Raw genomic sequence first — 15,765 nt, 5'->3', positions numbered from 1 at the left:
AGTAGGGAAATATGTCCCACGCCGGGTTCAACGAGAACCTAAAACTACTGATCAGTAAAGGTAATAACCATGTCTAAACGCACTTTTCAACCTTCAGTTCTAAAGCGCAAGCGTACTCACGGTTTCCGTGCTCGCATGGCGACTAAGAACGGTCGTAAAGTAATCAATGCACGTCGTGCTAAAGGCCGTGCACGCCTATCAAAATAATTTTCTATTTTGAATAAGCACGCCTTTATTCGGGAGTTACGTTTGTTAACTCCCGAGCATTATCAAAACGTATTTAAGCAAGCTCATCGAGCTGGCTCCCCTCATTTCACCATCATTGCTCGTAAAAACTCTCTCTCACACCCTCGTCTTGGTCTTGCGGTTCCTAAAAAACAGATAAAAACAGCTGTTGCTAGAAATCACTTCAAGCGTCTGGTACGTGAAAGTTTTCGTAACAAACAACATGAACTTCCAAGCAAAGATTTTGTTGTAATTGCAAAGAAGAGTGCGCAAACTCTAAGCAATGAAGAAATGTTCAAACTTCTAGATAAGTTATGGCATCGCCTGTCTCGCCCTTCGCGTGGTTAGCTATCGGACTCGTCTACCTATATAGGTGGATTATCAGTCCTCTTATCGGACCTCGTTGTCGGTTCACCCCAACCTGTTCTCTTTACGCTATAGAAGCCTTGAAAGCTCACGGTTTTGTAAAAGGATGTTGGTTATCAGGCAAACGTCTATTAAAATGCCATCCTTTGAATGAAGGGGGATTTGACCCCGTTCCACCAGTCCAAAAACAAGACAGAGATAAATAACGATGGATTCTCAACGTAATATTCTGTTAATCGGTTTGGCTTTAGTTTCTTTTTTGCTGTTCCAACAATGGCAATCGTATAAGAATCCAGCGCCAGTTCCGACCCAACAGACGCAAAGCAGTACTCTACCTGCGCCATCTTTCGCTGATGAGCATGATCCTGCACCAGGTCAAAGCCAAACTGCTGCAGAAAAAATCATCACAGTGAAAACTGACGTACTAACGCTAGGTATTAATACCGTTGGCGGTGATGTAGTAACAGCAAAATTAAACGAGTACGCAACTGAGTTAGAATCTAGCGAACCGTTTGAACTTCTAAAAGACGATCAAGGTCACCAGTTTATCGCTCAAAGTGGTCTGGTAGGTCCTCAGGGTATTGACCTAAGCAGCACAAGCCGTCCAGCTTATACCGTGTCAGCAGACAGCTTTACCATTGCTGACGGTCAAGATGAACTGCGTGTTCCAATGACATTCGAAGCGAATGGCATCTCTTACACCAAAACCTTCATTCTAAAACGTGGCAACTACGCAATTGATGTTGAATACGATGTAGACAACAACTCTGGCCAAAATGCAACGTTCGGCATGTACGCTCACCTTCGTCAAAATCTACAAGACAAAGGCGGCAGCATCACAATGCCAACATACAATGGCGGCGCATACTCAACTCAAGACGTCCGCTATAAAAAATACAGCTTCGAAGATATGCAAGATCGCAACCTGTCTCTTAACCTGACAGACGGTCAAGGTTGGGCAGCGATGATCCAACACTACTTCGCAGCAGCATGGATTCCTCGTGAAGCACCAGGTACTAACCTTTACACTCGTGTAATCGGTAACCTAGGTGATATCGGTGTTCGTATGCCAAACGCAACAATTGCAGATGGCCAATCAGCAACACTGAAAGCTACACTTTGGGCTGGTCCTAAACTTCAGAAGCAAATGGCTGAAACTGCGCCAAACCTAGATCTAGTAGTAGACTACGGCTGGTTATGGTTCATTGCAAAACCACTTCACACGCTACTATCGTTCATTCAAGGTATCGTTGTTAACTGGGGTCTAGCTATCATCTGTTTGACCTTCATTGTTCGTGGTGCCATGTACCCACTAACAAAAGCGCAATACACCTCGATGGCGAAAATGCGTATGCTTCAGCCTAAGCTGCAAGCAATGCGTGAGCGTATCGGCGATGACCGCCAACGCATGAGCCAAGAAATGATGGAACTGTACAAGAAAGAGAAAGTAAATCCTCTAGGTGGCTGTCTACCAATCTTGCTACAGATGCCAATCTTCATTGCACTTTACTGGGCACTAATGGAGTCGGTTGAGCTGCGTCATTCACCATTCTTTGGTTGGATTCATGACCTTTCAGCTCAAGACCCATACTACATTCTGCCTCTACTAATGGGTGCAAGTATGTTCTTGATCCAGAAGATGAGCCCGACAACAGTAACCGATCCAATGCAGCAGAAGATCATGACCTTTATGCCGGTTATGTTTACCTTCTTCTTCCTATGGTTCCCATCAGGTCTAGTTCTTTACTGGTTGGTATCGAACATCGTTACTCTGATTCAGCAAACCTTGATTTATCGAGCGCTGGAGAAGAAAGGATTACACTCTAAGTAGTCCTGCTGATTGGTTAACAATACGCGAATAGAATAAAAGGCGGCCTAAATGGTCGCCTTTTTCATTTACCATGATTACAATTTGGCTAAAGTACTGCGATTAGGCAACACAATGACAACAGACACTATTGTGGCACAAGCCACAGCCCCAGGCCGCGGTGGCGTGGGCATTATACGAGTATCAGGCCCTCTCGCTGCTGAGGTTGCCTTACAAGTGACAGGGAAAACGCTTAAACCGCGCTACGCCGATTATCTGCCATTTAAAGCACAAGATGGCAGCGAGCTTGATCAAGGGATCGCTCTATACTTCCCTAACCCACATTCGTTTACTGGTGAGGACGTTCTTGAACTACAAGGACACGGCGGCCCTGTTGTTATGGACATGCTGATTAAGCGCATCCTGCTCATTCCGGGCGTTCGTCCAGCAAGACCTGGCGAATTTAGTGAGCGCGCATTCCTCAACGATAAAATGGACTTAACCCAAGCAGAAGCCATTGCCGATTTAATTGATGCCAGTTCAGAAGAGGCTGCTAAATCGGCATTGCAATCTCTTCAAGGGCAATTCTCTAAACGCATTCAGGTGCTGGTGGAATCGCTAATCCATTTACGTATTTATGTAGAAGCGGCTATCGACTTCCCAGAAGAAGAAATCGATTTTCTAGCGGATGGCAAAGTCGCTGGTGACCTGCAACATATCATTGATAACTTAGAGTCCGTTCGTAAGGAAGCCAACCAAGGTGCCATTATGCGCGAAGGGATGAAAGTGGTTATTGCTGGTCGCCCAAATGCAGGTAAATCTAGCCTACTCAACGCTCTATCAGGGAAAGAGTCGGCTATCGTTACCGATATCGCAGGCACAACTCGAGATGTACTGAGAGAGCACATCCATATAGACGGAATGCCACTGCATATCATTGATACCGCAGGTCTACGTGACGCTTCAGATGAGGTAGAACGTATTGGTATCGAGCGAGCTTGGGAAGAGATTGAGCAGGCCGATCGCGTTCTCTTCATGGTAGATGGCACCACAACAGATGCTACGGATCCAAAAGAAATCTGGCCCGACTTTATCGATCGCCTACCAAGTTCGATCGGCATTACCGTGATCCGCAATAAAGTTGACGAAACAGGCGAAATGCTAGGGATCTGCCATGTTAATGATCCAACCCTAATTCGACTTTCTGCACGCACTGGTGAGGGTGTGCCAGCTTTACGAGAACACCTAAAAGCCATTATGGGCTTCTCTGGTGCCAATGAAGGTGGCTTTATGGCAAGACGTCGACACCTTGATGCGTTAGAGCGAGCTGCTGAGCATCTCGATATCGGACAGCAGCAACTAGAAGGTTATATGGCGGGCGAAATTCTGGCTGAAGAACTTCGTATTGCTCAGCAACATCTGAATGAGATTACTGGAGAGTTTAGCTCCGACGATCTGCTTGGTCGTATCTTCTCTTCATTCTGTATTGGTAAATAAGGAACATTAATGATTCATATCATCACAGGTAGCACACTTGGCGGTGCGGAATATGTCGGTGACCACTTGAGTGACCTACTTATAGAACAAGGGCTAGAAACCACAATCCACAATCAGCCTGAGTTGAGTGACATTGAGGCCGAAGGGATTTGGCTTTTAATCACCTCAACGCATGGAGCTGGAGATTACCCAGATAATATCCAGCCTTTCATCTCAGCTCTGCAAGATACACCACCTCGCATGTCGAACGTGAAATACGCTGTCGTTGGCATAGGTGACTCTAGCTATGATACGTTTTGTGCAGCCGGTAAACACGCTTACGAGTTACTTGAAGACATCGGCGCGACACCACTGACAGACTGCCTGCAAATCGATGTTCTCAATGATCCCGTGCCAGAAGATGCTGCGGAAGTTTGGCTCAATGAACACATGAGCAAGTTTCGCTAGAAGCAAACACTTAATAATAAGCGGCTTCGGCCGCTTTTTTTATACCTGTGAGTAACTCTTCAACTTCAATTCACTCATAACGAGTAATTTCTGACCAATCAATCTGTGGATAAAATATGATCTTTTCGGTGAAAAACCTATATTTATCCAAAGAACAACTTTCAAGCTCTCCTTTCCCTGTGTATAACTAGCCTTTTTGATCCCAGCTAATACAGTGCCAGATCAACACTAGATCACAACAAGCGATCACGAAAAGATCCATGGATTTGTTGATCATTTTCGACTTATCCACAGAGATCGAGGATCCTAATAATAGATCTAATAAAAGATCATATATATAGATCTTATCTTTATATTACTTATTTCTTGGATCCAAAAAATGTGAAAACCGTTTTTCTCACTTCAAGAAAAGCGGTAGAATACTGCTCCTTTTGGTTTGTCTAAATTTCTCGATTGAATACTGAGGTCGGTTCATGCTTTATCACGAAACATTTGATGTCATCGTAGTTGGTGGCGGACATGCAGGAACGGAAGCCGCACTCGCATCTGCTCGTACAGGGCAAAAGACACTACTGCTAACTCATAATATTGATACGTTAGGTCAAATGTCATGTAATCCTGCCATTGGTGGTATTGGTAAAGGACATTTGGTTAAAGAAGTGGATGCTATGGGTGGTTTGATGGCAGAGGCCATTGATCATGCAGGTATTCAATTTCGTACGCTGAATGCGTCAAAGGGTCCAGCAGTTCGTGCCACACGTGCTCAAGCAGATCGTGCATTATACAAGGCTTATGTGCGTAACGCCCTAGAAAACACACCAAACTTAACACTATTCCAACAGTCGGTGGATGACTTGATCGTGGAACAAGATCAAGTACGCGGTGTAGTAACTGAAATGGGATTGAAATTCCATTCGAGATCCGTTGTATTAACGGTTGGTACTTTCTTAGGTGGTAAGATCCATATCGGTATGGAGAGCTCTTCTGGCGGTCGTATGGGCGATCAACCATCCATTGCACTCGCGGCTCGTTTGCGAGAGTTACCATTTCGCGTAGATCGTTTAAAAACAGGTACACCTCCACGTATTGATGCTCGAAGCGTCGACTTTTCTGCACTAGAAGTGCAGCATGGTGATAACCCTACGCCTGTTTTTTCTTTCATGGGTAACCGCAACCAACATCCAACGCAGATTCCGTGTTTCATTACGCACACGAATGAGTCCACGCATGAGGTGATTCGCAATAACCTCGATCGAAGCCCAATGTATGCCGGCGTGATCGAAGGTATTGGACCGCGCTATTGCCCTTCTATTGAAGATAAGGTCATGCGTTTTGCGGACAAAAATAGCCATCAGATCTTTATCGAACCTGAAGGTTTAACCACGCATGAGCTGTATCCAAACGGTATCTCAACCAGTTTACCATTTGATGTACAGGTACAAATCGTTCGTTCAATGAAAGGTTTTGAGAACGCGCATATTGTTCGCCCTGGTTATGCTATCGAATACGATTTCTTTGACCCTCGTGATCTAAAACAGACTTACGAAACCAAGTTTATTTCTGGTTTGTTCTTTGCTGGCCAGATTAATGGCACCACCGGTTACGAAGAAGCGGCGGCACAAGGTCTAATGGCAGGTCTAAACGCTAGCCTCTACTCGCAAGGCAAAGAAGGCTGGAGCCCACGTCGTGATCAGGCTTATATGGGCGTACTGATTGACGATTTATCAACCATGGGTACCAAAGAGCCTTATCGCATGTTTACATCTCGTGCGGAATATCGTCTATTGCTGCGTGAAGACAATGCGGATATTCGTTTGACTGAACATGCGCATAATCTCGGTTTAATTGACGAGAAACGCTGGTCGCGATTCAACGAAAAACTGAATAACATGGCGACTGAGCGTCAGCGCCTAAAAGAAACATGGGTTAATCCAAAATCCGAGGGTATCGAAGCACTTAATGTGCTACTGAAGAGCCCTATTTCTCGCGAAGCAAGCGGTGAAGATCTACTACGTCGTCCTGAATTGAACTATTCACAATTGACGTCATTAGACGCATTCGCACCCGCGATGGAAGATCAACAAGCCAGTGAGCAAGTTGAGATCCAGGTGAAATATGAAGGTTATATTCAGCGCCAACAAGATGAGATAGCTAAGTCGCTTCGTCATGAAAACACCAAGATCCCAGCCGATCTTGATTACAGCGATGTGAAAGGGCTGTCTAACGAGGTCGTTGCCAAGCTGACAGAAGCAAAACCTGAAACGGTTGGAATTGCTTCCCGTATTTCTGGTATTACACCTGCAGCGATTTCCATCCTGTTGGTTTACTTGAAGAAACAAGGAATGCTTAAAAAAGGTGAAGCCGCGTGAGCAACAACTTAACCGTAAAACTTGAACAATTATTATCAGAGACCTCATTAGAGGTCTCTGAACTTCAAAAGCAGCAACTTGTAGGCTATGTCCAATTACTTGATAAATGGAATAAGGCTTACAACTTGACTTCGGTGCGTCGACCTGAAGATATGTTAGTGAAACATATCCTTGATAGCATCATTGTTGGTGAGCACCTCGAAGGTGAGCGTTTTATTGATGTTGGAACGGGACCGGGACTGCCAGGGATTCCTTTGGCGATCATGCATCCAAACCGTTCATTCACTTTGCTTGATAGCTTAGGTAAGCGTATTCGTTTTATCAAACAGGTGGTTCACGAGCTTAAACTGTCTAATGTGACTGCGGTTCAATCTCGAGTCGAAGAGTTTGATCCTGAAGGTGGCTTTGATGGTGTTCTGAGCCGAGCCTTTGCCTCTATGACCGATATGGTGAATTGGTGTGAACATTTACCAAAATCACAGAGTGGTCGCTTCTATGCATTAAAAGGTCAACTTCATGAACAGGAAGTCTCAGAGCTACCGGAGTGGTGTTCTGTGATCGATATCAAACCTTTGCAAGTTCCTGAGTTGGAAGGTGACCGTCATCTTGTAATCTTATCCAAGAAGGGATAGTGGAGAAGTTGTCGTGGGAAAAATTGTCGCTATTGCGAACCAAAAAGGTGGCGTTGGTAAAACTACCACGTGTGTAAATTTAGCGGCATCAATGGCTGCCACTAAACGTAAGGTATTAGTGATAGATCTTGATCCGCAGGGAAATGCGACGATGGCCAGTGGCGTCGATAAGTATCAAGTTGAAACAACTGCTTACGATTTGCTGGTTGATGAGCTTCCTTTTGAACAGGTAGTTTGTCAGGACACTTCTGGTCAGTTTGACCTCATCGCTGCTAATGGAGATGTTACGGCAGCTGAAATTAAACTCATGGAAGTGTTTGCTAGAGAAGTGCGTTTAAAACATGCACTTGCGCCAATCCGCGATAACTATGATTTCATCTTTATCGATTGTCCTCCCTCTTTGAACCTACTTACAATAAACGCAATGGCTGCTGCTGACTCTGTGTTAGTGCCAATGCAATGTGAATACTTTGCCTTAGAGGGACTGACGGCATTGATGGATACCATCAGTAAGTTGGCAGCGGTAGTCAATGAAAACCTGAAGATCGAAGGGCTACTACGTACCATGTACGACCCTCGAAATCGTCTTGCTAACGAAGTGTCTGAACAATTGAAAAAACACTTCGGAGACAAGGTTTATCGAACCGTTATCCCTAGGAATGTACGCCTCGCAGAAGCGCCAAGTCATGGTAAACCAGCGATGTACTACGACAAGTATTCCGCCGGTGCCAAAGCTTATCTTGCCCTTGCTGGTGAGATGCTACGACGCGAAGAAGTATTGGCTTAACGCTCTTAAGGAAAATAGATTCAATGTCTAAACGTGGTTTAGGCAAAGGGCTCGACGCGCTTTTGTCGACGAGTTCTATTGCCAGAGAAAAACAACAAGTCGCAACGCAAAGCCAAAGCCTATCTACCGATGGTGATCTGGCTGAACTTTCAATCAATAGTCTGCGCCCTGGTATTTACCAGCCGCGTAAAGATATGGCTCCTGAAGCACTCGAAGAGCTCGCAGCTTCCATTCAATCGCAAGGTATTATTCAACCTATTGTGGTCAGAAGTGTTGGCCATGAGCAATTTGAAATTATTGCTGGTGAAAGACGCTGGCGAGCGGCAAGACAAGCTGGCCTGAAAATGGTGCCTTGTCTGGTGAAGAACGTTCAGGATCGTGCTGCAGTTGCGATGGCACTGATTGAGAACATTCAACGTGAAGACCTAAACGCCATTGAAGAAGCTCAGGCTCTGGAAAGGCTACAAGACGAATTTGAATTGACCCACCAGCAAGTGGCCGATGTGATTGGTAAATCACGTACTGCGGTTAGTAACTTGCTGCGTTTGAATCAACTAGAGCCATCTGTGAAGAAGCTAGTTGAAGCGAAACAGATAGATATGGGTCACGCTCGCGCACTACTAGCATTGGAAGGTGAAGTTCAATGTGAGGTTGCGGACACTGTTGCTAAGAAACAGCTGACGGTTCGTCAAACCGAAGATTTAGTGAAAAAGTGCTTAAAACCGAACTCTTCAGAGAAAAAACAGTCAGAAGACCGTGATGCTAAAGAAATTTCACATCGTTTAAGTGAAATTCTGGGTGCAAAAGTGTCTCTTGTACGAAATGCAAGCGGAAAAGCAAAAGTAACGATAAGTCTTGATGAACCTCACAAATTGGAGCAACTTATTGCCAAGCTTGAGAGCTAAATGAGATAATTGATGTAGGTCAATTATTTATAAATTGAAATTTTGTGCGAAAGTTATGGTTTTGTGAACGAAATAGCACCTTTTTGGTGCTGTTTGATTGCAATAACTTTGTCGGAAAGTATAATTTTCGCGAATCTCCCAGCACAGTAGTAATTTAGGTGCATTGTGGAAAAAACTATAGGTAAGAATACATGGTAGCTGTGCTAGCTAGACCAGGACGAGAGCTTGCAAAGCGATTGTTACTGATTCAAGCCAGTGCGGTTACATTGGTAGCTGTTGGAATGGCAGTAGCTGTAAATGCTGAGTGGGGAATTTCAGCGCTCATTGGTGGTGGCAGTTTTGTTATCGCTAATGCGGTTTTTGCATTGTGTGCATTTTTGTTTAGTGGGGCTCGAGCAGCGAAAAAGGTTGCCGCGTCTTTCTACGCAGGAGTGACTCTGAAAATCCTCATTACGGTTGCTCTATTCTCGATTGCTTACATGTATATTCAGGTGGAAGTGATTCCCTTGAATCTCACTTTTTTACTGGCCGTCTTAATTAACCTTATGGCACCAGTAATATTCGTCAACAACAAAAAATAGGATGAGTTATGGCTGCGCCAGGTGAAGCGCTAACATCGGCCGGATATATCACTCACCACTTGACCAACCTTTCTTTAGGAAGTCTCGGTCTAGTGGAGGAGACGAGTTTCTGGAACGTACATATCGATAGCCTGTTTTTTTCTGTGTTTACTGGTCTGATATTCCTAGGAGTGTTTCGTTCAGTAGCTAAGAAAGCAACAGCTGGTGTGCCGGGCAAGCTGCAGTGTTTTGTTGAAATGATCGTGGAATTCGTTGACGACAACGTCAAAGAAACGTTTCATGGACGCAACGCGCTAATCGCGCCTTTAGCACTAACTATCTTCTGTTGGGTATTTTTAATGAACGTCATGGACCTTGTTCCAATTGACTTCTTACCTTACCCTGCAGAGCAGATGGGCATCCCTTATCTCAAAGTGGTTCCTTCTGCTGATGTCAATATCACCATGGCTATGGCGCTAGGTGTTTTTGCTCTGATGATTTACTACAGCATCAAAGTAAAAGGTCTAGTTGGCTTTACAAAAGAATTGACGCTACACCCATTTAACAATCCAATCATGATTCCTTTCAACATGCTGATCGAAGTCGTGTCTTTGCTTTCAAAGCCACTGTCTCTCGGTATGCGTCTGTTCGGTAACATGTTTGCGGGTGAGGTGGTCTTCATTCTTTGTGCTGCAATGCTACCATGGTATTTACAATGGATGGGCTCACTACCATGGGCGATATTCCATATTCTGGTTATTACGATTCAAGCCTTCGTGTTTATGATGCTAACGATTGTTTATCTATCAATGGCACACGAAGACAGCGATCACTAACTTTATTAACGCTTTTTATTTGGGCAAATTTAAGCCAACAACTATAAATTGGAGATAGTAATGGAAACTTTACTGAGCTTTTCTGCAATCGCCGTAGGTATCATTATCGGTATGGCAGCATTTGGTACGGCGATCGGTTTTGGTCTTCTAGGTGGTAAATTCCTTGAAGGCGCGGCTCGTCAACCTGAAATGGCTCCGATGCTTCAAGTTAAGATGTTCATCATCGCAGGTCTACTTGATGCGGTTCCTATGATCGGTGTTGTTATCGCACTGCTATTCACATTCGCGAACCCATTCGTTGGTCAGCTAGGTTAATCAGCTTTTTCTCAGACAAGTTTCGGACTTGTCACCTGATTAAACTTTAGCTCGTCAATGAACCATTAGAGGGGTAGCTGTTGTGAATATGAACGCAACTCTGCTAGGTCAAGCAATCTCATTCGCACTATTTGTGTGGTTCTGCATGAAGTATGTATGGCCACCGATCATGAATGCGATTGAAGAACGTCAGAAAAAAATTGCTGACGGTCTAGTAGCCGCTGAGCGCGCTGCTAAAGACTTGGATCTAGCACAAGCCAACGCTTCTGACCAAATGAAGGAAGCGAAGCGCACTGCAACAGAGGTCATTGAACAGGCAAACAAGCGTAAAGCACAAATTGTTGATGAAGCTCGTGAAGAAGCTTTGGCAGAACGCCAAAAGATTCTTGCTCAAGCTGAAGCAGAAATTGAAGCTGAACGTAACCGTGCCCGTGATGAGCTGCGCAAACAAGTTGCAACTCTGGCTGTAGCTGGTGCTGAGAAGATTCTTGAGCGTAGTATCGATAAGGATGCGCAAAAAGATATTCTCGACAATATTACTGCGAAACTTTAAGGCGAGGGGCGCATATGTCTGAATTGACTACAATCGCACGCCCCTATGCTAAAGCAGCATTTGACTTTGCGGTAGAAAAGCAAGCATTAGACCAATGGGTTGAAATGTTAACTTTTGCCGCTGAAATTACCAAGAATGAAGACATTGCAGACCTGTTATCAGGTTCTGTAACGGCGAAAAAAGTCGCTGATATCTTCATTGCCGTTGGTGGTGAACAGTTTGATGAATTCGGTCAAAACTTGATTAAAGTTATGGCTGAAAATGGTCGACTAGCAGCCTTGCCGTATGTGTTAGAAGAGTTTGTAGCTTTCAAAAAAGAGCTAGAAAAACAAATTGATGTTGAAGTGATTTCAGCGTCAGCTCTAAACGACGAGCAACTTGCAGCGATCAGCGACAAACTTGAGAAGCGTCTAGAACGCAAAGTTAAGCTGAATTGCAGTGTAGATGAGACCCTACTTGGTGGGGTTATTATTCGAGCCGGAGATCTTGTAATTGACAACTCAGCACGTGGTCGTTTGAACCGCCTGAGTGAAGCAATGCAGTCTTGATGGGGATTGGAGCATGCAACTTAATTCCACAGAAATTAGCGACCTAATCAAGCAGCGTATCGAATCTTTCGATGTTGTGAGTGAAGCTCGTAATGAAGGTACTATCGTATCGGTAAGCGATGGTATCATTCGCATTCACGGCCTAGCGGACGTGATGCAAGGTGAAATGATTGAATTACCGGGTGGCCGTTATGCACTAGCACTTAACCTTGAGCGTGACTCGGTTGGTGCAGTAGTAATGGGCCCATATGCTGACCTTAAGGAAGGCATGAAAGTAACAGGTACTGGTCGTATTCTTGAAGTACCAGTTGGTCCAGAATTGCTTGGTCGTGTTGTAAACACGCTAGGTGAGCCAATTGATGGTAAAGGTCCAATTGAAGCTAAACTTACGTCACCAGTTGAAGTGATTGCACCGGGTGTAATCGACCGTAAATCGGTTGATCAGCCAGTACAAACTGGTTATAAGTCAGTTGACTCAATGATCCCAATCGGTCGTGGTCAGCGTGAGCTTATCATCGGTGACCGTCAGATCGGTAAAACCGCTATGGCGATCGATGCAATCATCAACCAGAAAGACTCTGGTATCTTCTCTATCTACGTAGCGATTGGCCAGAAGGCATCTACAATTGCAAACGTTGTGCGTAAACTGGAAGAGCACGGTGCACTACAAAACACTATCGTTGTTGTCGCATCTGCATCTGAATCTGCTGCACTGCAATATCTTGCGCCATACTCTGGTTGTGCAATGGGTGAGTACTTCCGTGACCGCGGTGAAGACGCTCTGATTGTTTATGATGATCTATCTAAGCAAGCGGTAGCTTACCGTCAGATCTCTCTACTACTTAAACGTCCACCAGGCCGTGAGGCATTCCCAGGTGACGTATTCTACCTCCACTCACGTCTACTAGAGCGTGCAGCTCGTGTAAATGAAGAGTACGTAGAGCGTTTCACTAACGGTGAAGTGAAAGGTAAGACTGGTTCTTTGACTGCTCTTCCTATCATTGAAACTCAAGCAGGTGACGTTTCGGCATTCGTACCGACAAACGTAATCTCGATTACCGATGGTCAGATCTTCCTACAAACTGAAGCCTTCAACGCGGGTGTTCGCCCAGCGGTTGACCCAGGTATCTCAGTATCTCGTGTAGGTGGTTCAGCACAGACTAAGATTATTAAGAAGCTATCTGGCGGTATCCGTACTGCACTAGCTGCTTATCGTGAACTAGCGGCATTCGCACAGTTCTCATCTGATCTAGATGAAGCAACTAAGCGTCAGCTAAGCCACGGTCAAAAAGTTACAGAACTAATGAAGCAGAAGCAATATGCTCCAATGTCTGTATTTGACCAAGCACTAGTTATCTTTGCTGTTGAGCGCGGCTACCTAGATGATGTTGAAATCAACAAGATTCTAGACTTCGAAGCAGCGCTTCTATCGTATGCTCACAGTCAATATGCTGATCTTGCAAAAGAGATCAACACTACGGGTGCTTACAACGATGATATCGAAGCTCAGCTTAAGAAACTGACTGACGATTTCAAAGCAACTCAGACTTGGTAATTGGTGGGTGACCTTTTGGTCACCACTTATGGAGAGTAACGATGGCCGGCGCAAAAGAGATACGTAATAAAATCGGTAGTGTTAAAAGCACTCAGAAAATTACGAAAGCGATGGAAATGGTAGCAGCTTCAAAAATGCGTCGTTCGCAAGATGCGCGTGAAGCTTCTCGTCCATACGCTGAAACTATGCGTAAAGTGATCGGTCATTTGGCAAACGCAAACCTAGAGTACCAACATCCGTACCTAGAAGAGCGTGAAGCCAAGCGTGTTGGTTATGTCATTATTTCTACTGACCGTGGTCTTTGTGGTGGCTTGAACATTAACTTGTTTAAAAAAGCCATTGTAGAGATGCAAGGTTGGAAAGATAAAGGTGCTGAAATCGAGTTAGCTATTATTGGCTCAAAGGCGACAGCATTCTTTAACAACAGCGGCGCAAAAGTAGCGGCACAGGTATCTGGTCTGGGTGATGAGCCAAGTCTAGAAGACCTAATCGGTACGGTAGGCGTTATGCTGAAGAAGTATGACGAAGGCGAATTGGATCGCCTGTACGTAGTGTATAACCACTTTGTGAACACTATGATTCAGGAACCAACGATCGATCAATTGCTACCTCTGCCTAAATCTGACAGTGAAGAGATGCAGCGCGAACATTCATGGGGCTACATTTATGAGCCTGAGCCAAAACCACTACTAGACGCACTATTGCTTCGTTATATCGAATCTCAAGTGTATCAAGGTGTGGTAGAGAACCTTGCTTGTGAGCAAGCGGCTCGAATGATTGCAATGAAAGCTGCAACGGACAATGCGACCAACTTGATTGATGATCTAGAGCTTGTGTACAACAAGGCGCGTCAAGCGGCTATCACACAAGAACTATCAGAAATCGTTGGCGGCGCAGCTGCGGTTTAAGCTTAGGTAAAACGAAATAGATTAGAGGATTAACGATGGCTACAGGTAAGATCGTACAGATCATCGGTGCGGTAGTCGACGTAGAGTTCCCACAGAGTGACGTACCAAGTGTATACGACGCTCTAAACGTAACGGACTCTAAAGAGCGTCTTGTTCTTGAAGTTCAACAACAGCTAGGCGGTGGCGTAGTTCGTTGTATCGTAATGGGTAGCTCTGATGGTTTACGTCGTGGCGTAACAGTAGAGAACACAGGCGCGCCAATCTCAGTACCAGTAGGTACTAAGACTCTTGGTCGTATCATGAACGTACTTGGTGATGCGATTGACGAGTGTGGTGAGATCGGTGCAGAAGAAAGCTATGCGATTCACCGTGAAGCGCCAAGCTACGAAGAGCAATCTAACGAAGTTGCTCTTCTAGAAACGGGTGTTAAAGTAATCGATTTGGTTTGTCCATTCGCTAAGGGTGGTAAAATCGGTCTATTCGGTGGTGCAGGTGTAGGTAAGACCGTTAACATGATGGAGCTTATCAACAACATCGCACTACAACACTCAGGCCTATCCGTATTTGCGGGTGTAGGTGAGCGTACTCGTGAAGGTAACGACTTCTACTTTGAGATGCAGGAAGCGGGCGTTGTAAACGTTGAGAAGCCTGAAGAATCAAAAGTAGCAATGGTTTACGGTCAGATGAACGAGCCTCCAGGTAACCGTCTACGTGTTGCTCTGACTGGTCTAACAATGGCAGAGAAGTTCCGTGACGAAGGTCGTGACGTACTGCTGTTCGTTGATAACATCTACCGTTACACACTAGCGGGTACAGAGGTATCGGCACTTCTAGGTCGTATGCCATCTGCGGTAGGTTACCAGCCAACTCTTGCAGAAGAGATGGGTGTACTACAGGAGCGTATCACGTCAACAAAAACTGGTTCTATCACGTCTGTACAGGCGGTATACGTACCAGCGGATGACTTGACTGACCCGTCTCCAGCAACGACGTTCGCGCACTTGGATGCAACGGTTGTACTTAACCGTAACATCGCTGCTATGGGTCTATACCCAGCGATTGACCCACTAGATTCAACATCTCGTATGCTTGATCCACTAGTCGTTGGTCAAGAGCACTACGAGGTAGCTCGTGGTGTGCAGCAAACACTGCAGCGTTATAAAGAGCTGAAAGACATCATCGCGATCCTAGGTATGGACGAGCTATCTGAAGAAGATAAGCAAGTTGTATCTCGTGCTCGTAAGATTGAGCGTTTCCTAACTCAGCCTTACCACGTAGCGGAAGTATTTACTGGCGACCCAGGCATCTACGTACCTCTTAAAGAGACTCTACGTGGCTTCAAAGGTCTACTAGCTGGTGACTACGATGACATTCCAGAGCAAGCGTTCATGTACTGCGGTACTATCGACGATGCTATCGAGAATGCTAAGAAGCTATAAGGCTAAATAGGAGGCG

18 protein-coding genes are annotated in these 15,765 nt (G+C 45.1%); all 18 read left to right on the top strand.

Annotated elements, in window-relative coordinates:
* Nucleotides 1-69: 69 nt before the first annotated feature.
* The 18 genes from rpmH (at nucleotide 70) to atpD (ending at nucleotide 15,749) form a co-directional block, all read left to right on the top strand.
* The gene (rpmH, locus tag MMA19_RS24945; protein ID WP_004400210.1) at nucleotides 70-207 is read left to right on the top strand and encodes a 50S ribosomal protein L34; all 138 of its coding nucleotides are present in this window, start codon (nucleotides 70-72) and stop codon (nucleotides 205-207) included.
* Between the two features lie 9 nt (nucleotides 208-216).
* Nucleotides 217-573 (top strand): ribonuclease P protein component, encoded by a 357-nt coding sequence (rnpA, locus tag MMA19_RS24940; protein ID WP_081836356.1) that lies wholly within the window; start codon nucleotides 217-219, stop codon nucleotides 571-573.
* Nucleotides 540-797: a membrane protein insertion efficiency factor YidD gene (gene yidD / locus MMA19_RS24935; protein ID WP_081836355.1), complete on the top strand. Its 258-nt coding sequence runs from the start codon at nucleotides 540-542 to the stop codon at nucleotides 795-797. The genes rnpA and yidD overlap by 34 nt, the downstream gene beginning before the upstream one ends.
* A 2-nt stretch (nucleotides 798-799) precedes the next feature.
* Nucleotides 800-2,422 carry a membrane protein insertase YidC gene (yidC, locus tag MMA19_RS24930; protein ID WP_006073083.1) on the top strand — a complete coding sequence of 541 codons (1,623 nt, stop codon included), beginning with the start codon at nucleotides 800-802 and terminating at the stop codon, nucleotides 2,420-2,422.
* A 111-nt stretch (nucleotides 2,423-2,533) separates the two neighbouring features.
* Nucleotides 2,534-3,895 carry a tRNA uridine-5-carboxymethylaminomethyl(34) synthesis GTPase MnmE gene (gene mnmE / locus MMA19_RS24925; RefSeq protein ID WP_124941204.1) on the top strand — a complete coding sequence of 454 codons (1,362 nt, stop codon included), beginning with the start codon at nucleotides 2,534-2,536 and terminating at the stop codon, nucleotides 3,893-3,895.
* Nucleotides 3,896-3,904: 9 nt separating this feature from the next.
* On the top strand, nucleotides 3,905-4,342 hold the full coding sequence (gene mioC / locus MMA19_RS24920; protein WP_006073079.1) for an FMN-binding protein MioC: 438 nt from the start codon (nucleotides 3,905-3,907) through the stop codon (nucleotides 4,340-4,342).
* Nucleotides 4,343-4,815: 473 nt separating this feature from the next.
* Nucleotides 4,816-6,711 carry a tRNA uridine-5-carboxymethylaminomethyl(34) synthesis enzyme MnmG gene (gene mnmG, locus MMA19_RS24915; protein ID WP_006073077.1) on the top strand — a complete coding sequence of 632 codons (1,896 nt, stop codon included), beginning with the start codon at nucleotides 4,816-4,818 and terminating at the stop codon, nucleotides 6,709-6,711.
* Complete coding sequence (rsmG, locus tag MMA19_RS24910; protein ID WP_006073075.1) at nucleotides 6,708-7,343, top strand: 16S rRNA (guanine(527)-N(7))-methyltransferase RsmG; 636 nt, start codon at nucleotides 6,708-6,710, stop codon at nucleotides 7,341-7,343. Before mnmG ends, rsmG begins: the two co-directional genes overlap by 4 nt.
* A 13-nt stretch (nucleotides 7,344-7,356) precedes the next feature.
* On the top strand, nucleotides 7,357-8,130 hold the full coding sequence (locus tag MMA19_RS24905) for a ParA family protein (protein WP_038224165.1): 774 nt from the start codon (nucleotides 7,357-7,359) through the stop codon (nucleotides 8,128-8,130).
* Between the two features lie 23 nt (nucleotides 8,131-8,153).
* Nucleotides 8,154-9,035: a ParB/RepB/Spo0J family partition protein gene (locus MMA19_RS24900; RefSeq protein WP_006073071.1), complete on the top strand. Its 882-nt coding sequence runs from the start codon at nucleotides 8,154-8,156 to the stop codon at nucleotides 9,033-9,035.
* Nucleotides 9,036-9,226: 191 nt separating this feature from the next.
* Complete coding sequence (locus MMA19_RS24895) at nucleotides 9,227-9,616, top strand: F0F1 ATP synthase subunit I (protein WP_006073069.1); 390 nt, start codon at nucleotides 9,227-9,229, stop codon at nucleotides 9,614-9,616.
* 8 nt (nucleotides 9,617-9,624) lie between these two features.
* A complete protein-coding gene (gene atpB, locus MMA19_RS24890) occupies nucleotides 9,625-10,431 on the top strand; it encodes a F0F1 ATP synthase subunit A (RefSeq protein WP_006073067.1) in 807 nt (268 codons plus the stop codon).
* 60 nt (nucleotides 10,432-10,491) lie between these two features.
* Nucleotides 10,492-10,746, top strand: coding sequence for a F0F1 ATP synthase subunit C (gene atpE / locus MMA19_RS24885; protein WP_006073065.1), 255 nt, complete (start codon nucleotides 10,492-10,494; stop codon nucleotides 10,744-10,746).
* 82 nt (nucleotides 10,747-10,828) lie between these two features.
* The gene (gene atpF / locus MMA19_RS24880; protein ID WP_006073063.1) at nucleotides 10,829-11,299 is read left to right on the top strand and encodes a F0F1 ATP synthase subunit B; all 471 of its coding nucleotides are present in this window, start codon (nucleotides 10,829-10,831) and stop codon (nucleotides 11,297-11,299) included.
* Between the two features lie 14 nt (nucleotides 11,300-11,313).
* Nucleotides 11,314-11,847 (top strand): F0F1 ATP synthase subunit delta, encoded by a 534-nt coding sequence (atpH, locus tag MMA19_RS24875; protein ID WP_031493873.1) that lies wholly within the window; start codon nucleotides 11,314-11,316, stop codon nucleotides 11,845-11,847.
* Nucleotides 11,848-11,860: 13 nt separating this feature from the next.
* On the top strand, nucleotides 11,861-13,402 hold the full coding sequence (gene atpA / locus MMA19_RS24870; RefSeq protein ID WP_006073059.1) for a F0F1 ATP synthase subunit alpha: 1,542 nt from the start codon (nucleotides 11,861-11,863) through the stop codon (nucleotides 13,400-13,402).
* Nucleotides 13,403-13,443: 41 nt separating this feature from the next.
* Nucleotides 13,444-14,310 (top strand): F0F1 ATP synthase subunit gamma, encoded by an 867-nt coding sequence (atpG, locus tag MMA19_RS24865; protein WP_006073057.1) that lies wholly within the window; start codon nucleotides 13,444-13,446, stop codon nucleotides 14,308-14,310.
* 35 nt (nucleotides 14,311-14,345) lie between these two features.
* Nucleotides 14,346-15,749, top strand: a complete 1,404-nt coding sequence (gene atpD / locus MMA19_RS24860) for a F0F1 ATP synthase subunit beta (protein WP_006073055.1) — start codon at nucleotides 14,346-14,348, stop codon at nucleotides 15,747-15,749.
* Nucleotides 15,750-15,765: the final 16 nt, after the last annotated feature.

Source organism: Vibrio sp. CyArs1 (genome assembly GCF_022432925.1).
Lineage (GTDB): Bacteria > Pseudomonadota > Gammaproteobacteria > Enterobacterales > Vibrionaceae > Vibrio > Vibrio mediterranei.
The sequence above is the reverse complement of the archived record's forward strand: the minus strand, read 5'-3'. Positions and strand labels throughout refer to the sequence as shown.